This window comes from Secundilactobacillus folii (assembly GCF_009720675.1).
GTDB lineage: Bacteria > Bacillota > Bacilli > Lactobacillales > Lactobacillaceae > Secundilactobacillus > Secundilactobacillus folii.
In genome coordinates this window covers 80027-90872 of record NZ_WNJO01000005.1, presented here as the reverse complement: position 1 = coordinate 90872, position 10846 = coordinate 80027, and the positions used below count along the sequence as shown (strand labels likewise).

Below are 10846 nucleotides of genomic sequence, written 5' to 3'. Positions count from 1 at the left end.
ACTACATATTTTCGTAAATTTTAATCAAGCCCTGTGTCCCGTCATCACCAAGCTGTTTGTCGTCAACCATCGTTTCGTAGAGCTGTTTGGCTAACGCTGTCGCTGGCAACTTGAGGTGCATCTTGTCAGCCTCATCTAAAGCGATTCGCAGATCCTTGAGGAAATGTTTTGCGAAGAAGCCAGGCGTATAATCACCCTTCAAAATTCTAGGCGCGTAGTTTGCCATACTCCAGTTAGCGGCACCGCCACTACTTAAAGTCGCTAAAACATCCGTCATGTTCAGCCCGGCGTGTTGTGCGTAGACCATCATTTCAACAGTCCCCGTCATTGTGCCGGCAATCATGATTTGATTGGCCATTTTGGTATGCTGCCCCTTACCTGCTTCTCCAAATAAATGGACTGACTGACCAACCTTTTCGAAGAGTGGTTTGACCCGCTCATACGTTTCCTGGTCACCACCGACCATCACCGTTAACGTTGCATTCTGCGCGCCAACATCACCACCTGAGACTGGGGCGTCCAACGCGGCAGCTCCCATTTTCTTCGCAGCATCTGCAATTTTAACGGCCAAAGTTGGCGTACTCGTAGTCATATCCACCACGATTTTACCGGCTGTAAGCCTACTGAAGATACCCTCTTCACCAAAATAAATGGCTTCTACATCAGATGGATAACCCACCATAGAAAAAATAATATTAGCTTGTTGGGCAATTTGGGCAGGTGTGTCTTCAAAGGTAGCACCATTTGCTACCAGCGAATCCGTTTTTGCTTTGGTACGGTTGTATACATACAACTCATTGCCGGCGTCTAATAGATGCTGAGCAATTGGGCCACCCATGACGCCAGTGCCAATAAAACCTAATTTCATACTGACTACCCCCCCTAGTTCGTTGCGAGTTTTTGATCTAAATACTTTGCTAATTTATCTTTGGGATACAGGCCAGTAACCTTCTCAACGGCCTTACCATTTCGAAAAAGGACTAAACTTGGAATACTCATCACTTTATAGTTCATGGCCAGATCCTGATTATGTTCAACGTTTAGCTTACCAAACTTGATTTGCTTCCCGTAAGTTGCTTCCAGTTGTTCAAGCACTGGATCCATCATTTTGCATGGCGCACACCAACTGGCCCAAAAGTCTACTAATACTAACCCTTCTACAGTTTCTTGTTCTAAATTATCTCTCGTGATCGTGACTGCCATCTGTAACTTGCCGCCCCTTTCGTTGTTGACGTATGAAATGAATAATCAACGTAATCACCACAGCAGCAAGGACGATAATGCCAAATGCAGCCGCAGGAATTTCGATATCAATAATTGGAATGCTCAAAAATAGCTTAACTGCTATTAGTGCTATCAAGCCGTATGCCATTGGCTCTAATTCTGGGATGATCCGCATGAGACGCATAATCAGTTCCGCAACCCCACGCATGGCTAAAATACCAATCATTCCCCCGATCAGCACAATCACTGGATTAGGCGAAATTGCTAAAGAAGCCAGCACTGAATCAATGGAAAAGACAATATCCATTAGTTCAATCTGAATCACAACCGACCAAAATAAAGAAATATGACGTTTTTTTTCAGAGACCAGTTTACGAGTGTGCTTCACACGGGATTTTGAAAAATACTGTACGGTTAAAAACAGTAAATATCCAGCACCAAGCACCTTGATTTCCCAAAAGTTTATCAGGTAAGTACCTACACCGATGATCAGAAAGCGAAAAAGATACGCTCCCCAAATACCATAAAAAAGCGATTTCTCTCGCAGTTCTTTGGTGGGTAGCGCTTGAGTCTGAGCAGCTAACACGACCGCATTATCTACCGACAGTAAACATTCGATCAAGACTAGCGAAAAGATAATTAGCCAGTCGCTTCCGGATTCAATCACAGTTGCCCAGTTATGAAGGTCAAAAAATGGTCCGTACAGTTTCCCTATGACATCGATCAATTGTGGTATCCCCTATCGTTTTAACTATCCGTATGATACCTAAAGACTCAAGGTGAATCAAGCTCTAATGAAATTTAACTGCTGCAGATCAGTAACTGTCAAATCGATTCAGATTATATGTTGTGATCACGTTGATCAGTTTTTTGGCGTAGGTTGGGTCAGTCGCGTAACCATTACTTTGCAGCAATTTAGCCGCCGTTCGATAGTTAGTGACGCCAGAAGGCAGAAATTGCCGTGCAACCACAGCATCATGATCTAAAATGGCCGCTGACAAAGTTGGATAAACCCGGAAATATGCATTGATCTTTTCTTCTTTACCATTGACATATTCCGTGGTTGGAAACAGACGGGTTTTCCCCTCATAACTGCCCTTCATGCCAAACGGATTCTTAGCTTGCCGATAGAGCTGAGATTCACCCCAATTTGACTCCACGATCGCCTGGGCAATAGCAATGCTTGGCAGAACCTGATGATTCTTCTTATAGACGTTTACGGCCGGCTTTTCCATTTTGCTGATAAACTGATGTTGATGGCGCTGTTCTGCGGTTTCACCAGTACTTTTATGGGTGGTAGTCGTTGGCTGATCCAGATAGTTATCGATTAGGTAACGTGCGCCAAAACCGCCCCCAATCACAAACAGTGCCAGCACAAAAATAATGGTCGCAATGCCTTGTTGATTATTCTTTTTTCGTCGCCGTTTCTTCTTGGCCAAGAATTTTCTCCTAATCAATCAAATTTTCTCTTCCCAGTTTAACATGTTGACTAGACCTTTGGAGATTAATAATTGATTAATTTAAATCTGAAGCCTTCAGGCGATCGGTGACGTGATAAAACTTCGGCTTAGTGTGGGCTAAAATTGCTGGCGTTAACTGCAACTTAACAATGCCCAGTCGGTTATAAGGTTCGTAATAATAAGTTAGCGATTCCGTTACCGTTGCCGCACGATAAACGGAGTAGGTATGCTGATATGCCGTACTTTTAGGAACTGAAACACCATTTAACAGGTGCCAAACACTTACCACCGTGTCATCTTCATTGGCTGGCTGATCGGTTCTTTCCTTATAATAAGCAGCACGAATAAATCGGGAACTCGGCGTGTAGGAGCCAGCTGGAATCTTTTTACCTGAAAAGCTACCAGTGGTGACCCGTGGTGTATTTAGTGGCACCCTTCCGGCTTCAAATTCGGGTGTAAAAGTCACGTAATCTCGCAGCTGATTCAATTGCCGCTGAAAATCATAGGCGTTGGTTAAAATACCAAGTGGATTGTCGTAGATTCTTAGTGGTCGTTTTGAAGTTTCAATGGCAACAATTCGACCCGTCGCATCCGAAGCAACAAAGTGTAGTTCTGGATAACCGTACGGACGAAAAGCATGCTCGCCGCTCATTAGTTGAAGTTCATTCATGTGCGCTTCAATTTCAGCAATTGTTTTGAAATGTCCTAAAAGATACAACGGCAGTTCAAAGGGCGCCAGTGAGTGTCGGTTTGGGTCGGGCTCACTGTCAAAAATCGCACCATTAGCGAAGGTCAATTTTTGGACACTTAGCCCATACTCGTTAATGCCATCTGAAATATCAATTTCAGCATCATGAGCCCCACCACTTCCAATAATACCGTACAGGTTCTGATAGGCATGGTTGTCAAATACCGAGCGCCAACGGTACTTACGGGGCACAAAAACTGGCTGAGCTCCTAAGGTATGCCAATCCATTGTCCGACCAAGTACGTGGGTGCCATCAATCGCAATTTCATAAATACTTGTACACATTTTTAACTACCCCTTTGATTGACTAAGTGACTTCAACGTTTTTTCGAAACGTTGATCGATTTTACGTTGGGCAGCGACCGGAATCTGTTTGGTGTCCTGTTGCTTACTAAGAATTGGCTGCGCAACTTTCAAATAGGTAAAGAGGATTTGACTCACATCAAGTCGATAATCTTTTGCTAATTGATTAGCTAAGTTAAACCTTTTGCTTGAGTTGAAATCCGCATAGGGACTTTGATAAGTATCAGTCAATTGTCTACCACCCTTTCATGTCAAGGCCTCTTATTATAAGTAAGTTTACGTTAAATTCATAGTATTTTGTTTTGAGGCACTGAAATAACCGCATAACTATTTTAAATATTAAATTTTATTCTTTTCATTTTTTGAGATTGAAATACAAACGGCTTTCAGCTATGTTAATATAGTAGGTATAGATAAGCACCTTGAAGGGTGAACTTAAGGGAGATTTTATTCAATGAACGAGCGGATACGTCAGTTACACAACCACCGAATCTTCTCACTACTGCTATGGCTCATTGCGATTTTTGTTGCGATTGTAATGATGCCGAGCACTTCTGGGTTGATTCAAACTAGCGGACAGCCACAACTGGCTAATAACAGTCAGCCAATGGTCGCCCAGGGCATTCAAAACAATTGGGGACGTGAATTATCCGGTACATATAACGTCACAGCTGTGTTCAACAATCCTAGCGGGAAGTTAACAGCTAGTCAACAGGCTAATATTGACAAGACCGTCCAGCGATTGACCAACAGAGAAAAAACTTATGGCATTAAGTCGATTCAAACAATGACGACCAATCCAACTGCTAGAAGTCAATTTTATTCAAAGGATGGGTCAACTGAGATTGTTCAGATGGCCGTCACTCGTAATCAAAGTGATACACGAGTACTCGCTAATCAACTACGTGGTCAAATTAAAACGAGTGGTGTTTCAAGCTATTTAACTAGCCCTGAACTTGTGAATGACGCGGCAAATCAAAAAATCAGCCAAGTCACTACCTTTGCAACCATCCTTGGCTTTATTTTAAGTCTTTTGATCATTGGAATCATCTTTAAGTCTTTGGTTGCACCATTGATCTCAACGCTTTCAATGCTAATGATGTACGCTGTGTCCTTGTCACTAGTTAATAACTTGGCAAGCCACACGACTTTCCCGTATTCTGAGTATTTGCCATTATTAACTTTATTACTAACGCTAATTTTAGGAACGTTAGGTCACTACAAACTGTTTGCTGCTTTCAGAGAAAATAGCGGTAATAAAGAAGACCCAGCTGAGGTGACAAAGCGTAGTCTGCACTCGATCAGAAATTCCCTACTGCTACTAGGCGGTACTTTGTTTATTGTATTTGCCAGCTTCTACGCCTTCAAGTTTTCGACTTTGCGTGCGATGTCTGGTCTTGCCATTGTCACCTTGGTCGTCATTTTAGGTGTCTATACAATTGCACCAATCTTCTTGCAACTACTTGGCGACCGACTCTTCTGGCCCGCTGCTGAATTTCCAGTCCACCGTCACCGCTTCTGGAACTGGATGGCTCAGTTTGGTTTATGGCAACCATTTGTTGGTATCATTGCCGTTCTTTGTGTGGTTGGCTCCTTTGCTGTGATGTACCGTGACAATTTGAATTTTTCAGCTGCTAAAACGGTCACCCCTACAAATCAAGCGGTGACCGGCATGCGAGTATTAAACGCCCACTTTGGTGAAGGCAAGGCCACGCCAGTAACGATTTATTTACAAAGTAATCAACGGGTGGATAACGAAAAAGCACTGCTGCAAATTGATAATCTCACCACGAAGTTAAAGACAATGCCAGGCGTTGGCAGCGTTACTTCACTGACTCAACCAAACGGTCAGCCTATGAATGAATACTACGTCAACTCCCAGCTTAACCAAATGAATATGACTCTTAAAGGGGCCACCGATCAACTTTCACAACTGGAAACGGAACTTAAAAGCAACCGGACCGACTTGAACGGTATCAAACTTAATTCAACCGCTGATAAACTGGATACTTTGGTATCTAAGGCGGATCGCTTAACTTCTGATACCAGTACCGTCCGTTCGCAAGTTTCTGAAGTTGCTGGTCGTGCCAGCGTTTCACAAAGTTCAAGAGCTTCGGCCCGGGTTCGCCGTTACCAACGTTTACTCAACCTCATTAGCAGTCAATTGAGTGTGGTTGCAAGTAACGTTCGGGCTTTGGGCAACCAAGCCACCTCGGCCGGTAATGATAGTCAAGCATTACAAAGTACGCTATCGGGTTATTCAACTCAGTTATCTACAGTTCAAAACAGTCTTAAAAAGACCACTCAAAGTCTTCAGGGACTGATCAAGTCTTACAACAATATCTACAGCTACTTGTCAGCACTGCAATCTTCCGATGCTACCAAGGTGTATTACATTACTCCTGAGCAACTGACCAGTATGCAGTTCCAGCAGTCGTTGCTAAGTAACACCAGTCAAAATTACAAGACCACTCAGCTACAGGTCTACCTCAAAACATCAGCATCCAGTCACAATAATGCCGCCACTCTTAAACATCTGCGCTCTGAAGTGAACACGCAGCTCCAGGGAACCTCACTCCATTCCGCTAAGATTGCTTATACGGGTCAACCGGTGGTTCAAGACACTATTGAACAGTCGGTTAGAAATAATGCTGGTTGGCTGCTGTTGACTGTTGGTGTGATTCTGTTCTTGATTATTGCGCTGCTTAGTGGTTCGGTTTTGCAACCAATCTACTGGCTAGCTTCATACGTTTTGGCGATCCTCGGTGGTGTCCAACTGGCTGAACTTTGCAGTCGTTTCATGTCAGGTGACCCCGACTTCAACTGGCAAGTACCATTGATCGTCTTTGTGCCACTTCTGATTGTTGGGGCTAACCGGTTAATTCAGTTAGCCGTCAACTACCGCTTTAAGGAAGCTACCATGCTTGATTGGTTACTGCCAGGTGTTTCAGATTTGGGACAGCCAGTTCGTTACGAAGTATTCACAATCTTCGTCATTGCGTTAGTACTGTTCAGTGCAAACTTTGCACCACTGACACAAGCAGCACTGATCATTCTGATCGCAACGCTCATCTTCGAGATTATTCTACCAATCATCGTCACATCGGTTGGTAAATTAACGGTGACCTTACCAAGTAAGCGACCGCATCTAAAACGTCACGCAAAATAATAGTTCTTTAAAGAGCACAATCGTTTAAGCTTTCAAATGTCAGTAAAAAGCGTCGTGGATCCCAAATTAGGAATCCACGACGCTTTTTGTATACATTGCTTGAACCTACGTTTTGACACACGCCTAAACTAGATAACCGTTCCGAAATTGAGTAATGTTTTTATCTTTCTTGGTGCCAGGAATTCAATCTAGGGTTTATTGAGCTGGTCGGTTGCCCCAACTTTCCCTTCATATGGATCAATGATTTTATCTTTCTTATCAAGGTGACCAACAATTACACAGTTGGCTCGTCATTGTTTCTAACTTGATACCTGACTTTTCCGTCTTCGTACAGACCATACAAAGTTTGAGTCTGTTCGTCATCAAAGTTCCCCAAGTTGAGCATTGCCTTGCCATCGATAATTTCAACTCCCTGAAACGCTTCCTGGAAGAAATGTCTAGCTAGCACCATCTCGGAATCAATATTTCGCATTCGTTCGACAGCCGCCGGCAATCGATAGCCTTCATCCAGCAACCGTTTAATGATGCGAACTTCGATAAAGGTATGGAAGTCATAAACGCGTGCTTTATTCTGATCATTTCGAGTCATAGCTGAAATATAACCACGTTGTTCCCAATATCGTAACTGACGTGAAGATACCTCAGTCATTCGGCTGAGCTCGCCGATTCGAAATACCAGCTTATCAAAGCTAATTAAATTAGGTATTCGATTATTTTTTTCGCTCATTTTTTAACCGCCTCTCAGGTTTCCCTAGCCCTATTATTTCACATTCTTTACAGATGAGCAAAACTACACAAATCTAAATAAGACCCATAAAAACGATTTTGTCATGAAAATGTTATAGCTTGTGAAGACTGTTACTAAAGCTATCGTGGCTTCTTATGCCCGTTAATCCAGCATAATTTTCAAAATTTTTCGTCTAATGAATCGGGTTTTAACTGGCTTTTCATTACGCACGTTACAATTTTAGTGACTTTGTTTAACTTCATTGACACTGGTTTGTTACATGGATGAAATAATTAAACAGTACACTAAGACTCGTACATAAATATTTGAAATGTTAGGGGTTTCTATATCAAATGAAAAATTTAATTCTTAAATCTATTATTGCTGCAGGCGCATTCTTCAGTTTCGCGGTTGCTGGTTCACAGGTTGCATCAGCGCATACAGCCACTACGAGTGCATCGTACAACACGGTTTATAAATTAGCAAAGAAAAACCTGGGTAAACCATATGTCTATGGTGCAACTGGTCCTTCTGCATTTGATTGCTCCGGCTTTACCGGTTACGTTTATAAGAAGGCAGCTAAAGTTACTTTACCACGAACTGCTCAAGCACAATACAATGCTTACAAGCACGTTTCTTCTTCAACTGTCAAAAAGGGCGACCTCGTCTTCTTCGGCTACTCGGCTTATAGCATTAGCCACGTTGGTTTGTACGTTGGCAAGGGCAAGATGATCGATGCTCAAAATCGTGGCGTCGTTAAAGAAGCCGTTAAAGCACCATGGTGGCACGTTGTTGGTTACGCACATGTGACGGACTTTAGTACCAGCGCAACGAGCACAAACTAAGTTAATTTGAAATTTAACACATATAAAATAAAGACTCGCTGAATGCAGCGGGTCTTTATTTTTGTTTAATCATTGTCACGTGCCTAATACCGACTTCTTCAAACGGCGCTCCGGTCTGTTTAAAACCCAACTGCTCATACAAACCAATAGCCGTCTCCTGGGCATTTAACTCAAACAGCGAACCCGGAGCTGCATCCGCTATAATTTGTTTTAACAATGCCGCTGCGTATCCTTGATGACGGTACTTTGCCAATGTTGCAACCCGTTGGATCCGTACTTGAGAGCCGTCTTGCCGAATCCGGGCTGTGACTGCTGGTTGATCTGAGACATAACCTACATAATGTCTGACTTGGTCATCTAAACCGTCAAATTCAAGGTCAGGTGCGATCCCCTGTTCCGTTACAAATACCGCTTGGCGGATGGCGATTGCATCCTGATAAACCTGACCATTAGTCCCTTTAGCTGATTTAATTTTCATTTTTAAGCTCACATCCTTATTCGCTATTATACCTCAAGATGACTGGGCGAAATCAACGGTATTTACCTGCTTCTATGCTATACTTGTGGCAGTAATAAGAACGAAAGCAGGCGAACACCGTGCAAACACATCACATTTCACTTCTCACTAAGAATGCAAAACAAAACATTCATTTTTATACGCACGTCTTAGGTTTAAGACTGGTTAAAAACACTGTTAACCAGGAAAATATCCATATTCGACACCTTTTCTACGGGGACTATTTAGGAACTCCAGGATCAGTCATCACTTTCTTTGTGCTCCCCTTACTAGGACATCGAACTGACGGGAATCATTTTATCAATGGTTTTAGCCTAGCCATTCCAACTGGCAGCAAAGAATTCTGGCGCGACCGTTTAGCTGACAACGGTATCATTGCCACCATGAATGACAATGGCTTATCATTTGAAGACCCAGAACAAATTCCCATTAACATGGTTGAAACTGATAATCAGCTAACCGAGTGGCGGGTGGTGCCAAACAATGGCATTGATGCCAAATATCAAATCACCCGTCTACTGGGCACGGAACTGCACGTGCCAGATGTCTCTGCTAGTCAGCAATTCTTCGAAAAGCTATTGAATCTAGAAGTCACTAATAACGTAGTTGAACTGGAAGGTGCTCAGCAAATTAAACTGGTGCCAACTACCGATTTTGAACAAAAGACCCGTTTTGGTCGGGGGTCAATTGACCACGTTGCGTTGCGGGTCGCTGACGAGGAACAACTCTTCCACTATTATCACCTTGCTGAAGACCAGGGTTGGGACATTGAAATGTATCGGGACCGCGGTTGGTTTAAGAGTCTCTATATCAGAGAACCCGGCGACAACCGTATCGAGCTTGCAACGCCGACTCCAGGCTTCAGTCTGGATGAACCGATCCTCACTCTGGGCAACAGTCTGGGACTGCCGCCAAAGTTCGAATCTTTACGAGATGACGTCATGGACTACTATGCCAAACAGGGCGTTGATTTTACGGATGATGGCGATTTAAGTCAATCAAACGATGAAACTTACGGCGAATGAATCGCACATTAAATTCGAAATATATGTGATTTAGTTGTTGGATTTTAAACCAATAATAGTTGGAAAAAACGAGGTAACTGCTTCCGCTTAGGGAACCAGTCACCTCGTTTATTTTGTCTCTTACGTTATTTTATTGATTGTAACTCACGACATCAATGCCGCCATCCTCACTCAGCGTTAACCGAGTCAGACTGCCGTTCTTTGGCCGCACAGTCAAATCATACTGACCCCCACCGTAGCGTTCCATCAAACTTAACAAGGTATTGCCATGGCTGATCAGCAGGACATTATCACCATCTTGCAAAGCCGAATCCTGCAAAATAATTTGAAACCCCTGATCCACTCGCTGCCAATATTCTTCGTTATTTTCTGCTTGGTGGAAAGGATCAGCTTCTTTAAGATAATCCTTAGCTTTGCCAATTGAATATTTATTGACGATATCCTTAAAGGTTGGTAACCCATGGGGAGCCCCAGCCAGATACCAAGCCTGCCCCATATCATTGCCTTCAAAATAGCCGTAGAACTCTTCGCGGAAATTCATGACGGTAATGGCTTCCTTGGGCGAATGCTGTTTATTTTCGGCCAAAATTAGTTTGGCTGTATCCATGGCGCGAGTCGTGTCGCTGCAATATGCACGTTCAAAATGCACGTCCGCTAGCCGCTGACCGGTTGCTACCGCGCCATCAAGTCCTTTTTGTGTCAAAGGAGAATTACTCCAGCCCTGTAACTTATTATAGATATTAAAGTACGTCTGGCCGTGTCGAACGACGTAAAGATTCAGTTTTTTCATTGAATGGCACCCCATTTCTTTAATTAGTTCAAGTATAT

At 43.1% G+C, this 10846-nt stretch carries 12 protein-coding genes; 3 read left to right on the top strand and 9 right to left on the bottom strand.

Features of this window, described 5'->3' with window-relative positions; all coding sequences use genetic code 11:
* Position 1: 1 nt before the first annotated feature.
* The 6 genes from GM612_RS05440 to GM612_RS05415 form a co-directional block, all read right to left on the bottom strand.
* Complete coding sequence (locus GM612_RS05440) at positions 2–868, bottom strand: NAD(P)-dependent oxidoreductase (protein ID WP_155431370.1); 867 nt, start codon at positions 866–868, stop codon at positions 2–4.
* 14 nt (positions 869–882) lie between these two features.
* A complete protein-coding gene (gene trxA / locus GM612_RS05435) occupies positions 883–1203 on the bottom strand; it encodes a thioredoxin (protein WP_155431369.1) in 321 nt (106 codons plus the stop codon).
* Complete coding sequence (locus GM612_RS05430) at positions 1178–1948, bottom strand: TerC family protein (RefSeq protein WP_425500336.1); 771 nt, start codon at positions 1946–1948, stop codon at positions 1178–1180. Before GM612_RS05430 ends, trxA begins: the two co-directional genes overlap by 26 nt.
* Positions 1949–2039: 91 nt before the next feature.
* Positions 2040–2663, bottom strand: coding sequence for a glycoside hydrolase family 73 protein (locus tag GM612_RS05425; protein ID WP_155431367.1), 624 nt, complete (start codon positions 2661–2663; stop codon positions 2040–2042).
* Between the two features lie 76 nt (positions 2664–2739).
* On the bottom strand, positions 2740–3717 hold the full coding sequence (locus tag GM612_RS05420; RefSeq protein ID WP_155431366.1) for a linear amide C-N hydrolase: 978 nt from the start codon (positions 3715–3717) through the stop codon (positions 2740–2742).
* Positions 3718–3723: 6 nt separating this feature from the next.
* On the bottom strand, positions 3724–3966 hold the full coding sequence (locus GM612_RS05415; RefSeq protein ID WP_155431365.1) for a hypothetical protein: 243 nt from the start codon (positions 3964–3966) through the stop codon (positions 3724–3726).
* 223 nt (positions 3967–4189) lie between these two features.
* Here GM612_RS05415 and GM612_RS05410 point away from each other — a divergent pair, with 223 nt between their 5' ends.
* The gene (locus GM612_RS05410; RefSeq protein ID WP_155431364.1) at positions 4190–6904 is read left to right on the top strand and encodes an MMPL family transporter; all 2715 of its coding nucleotides are present in this window, start codon (positions 4190–4192) and stop codon (positions 6902–6904) included.
* Between the two features lie 274 nt (positions 6905–7178).
* On the opposite strand, the gene GM612_RS05405 is transcribed toward GM612_RS05410, so the two are convergent.
* Positions 7179–7631 carry a MerR family transcriptional regulator gene (locus tag GM612_RS05405; RefSeq protein ID WP_155431363.1) on the bottom strand — a complete coding sequence of 151 codons (453 nt, stop codon included), beginning with the start codon at positions 7629–7631 and terminating at the stop codon, positions 7179–7181.
* Between the two features lie 353 nt (positions 7632–7984).
* Between GM612_RS05405 and GM612_RS05400 the strand changes: the two genes are divergently transcribed.
* On the top strand, positions 7985–8476 hold the full coding sequence (locus GM612_RS05400; protein ID WP_155431362.1) for a C40 family peptidase: 492 nt from the start codon (positions 7985–7987) through the stop codon (positions 8474–8476).
* 55 nt (positions 8477–8531) lie between these two features.
* On the opposite strand, the gene GM612_RS05395 is transcribed toward GM612_RS05400, so the two are convergent.
* A complete protein-coding gene (locus GM612_RS05395; RefSeq protein WP_155431361.1) occupies positions 8532–8954 on the bottom strand; it encodes a GNAT family N-acetyltransferase in 423 nt (140 codons plus the stop codon).
* Positions 8955–9073: 119 nt separating this feature from the next.
* On the opposite strand from GM612_RS05395, the gene GM612_RS12620 reads away from it, so the two are divergent.
* On the top strand, positions 9074–10018 hold the full coding sequence (locus GM612_RS12620; RefSeq protein ID WP_343031821.1) for a VOC family protein: 945 nt from the start codon (positions 9074–9076) through the stop codon (positions 10016–10018).
* Between the two features lie 130 nt (positions 10019–10148).
* On the opposite strand, the gene GM612_RS05385 is transcribed toward GM612_RS12620, so the two are convergent.
* The gene (locus tag GM612_RS05385; protein ID WP_155431360.1) at positions 10149–10808 is read right to left on the bottom strand and encodes a histidine phosphatase family protein; all 660 of its coding nucleotides are present in this window, start codon (positions 10806–10808) and stop codon (positions 10149–10151) included.
* Positions 10809–10846 lie beyond the last annotated feature (38 nt).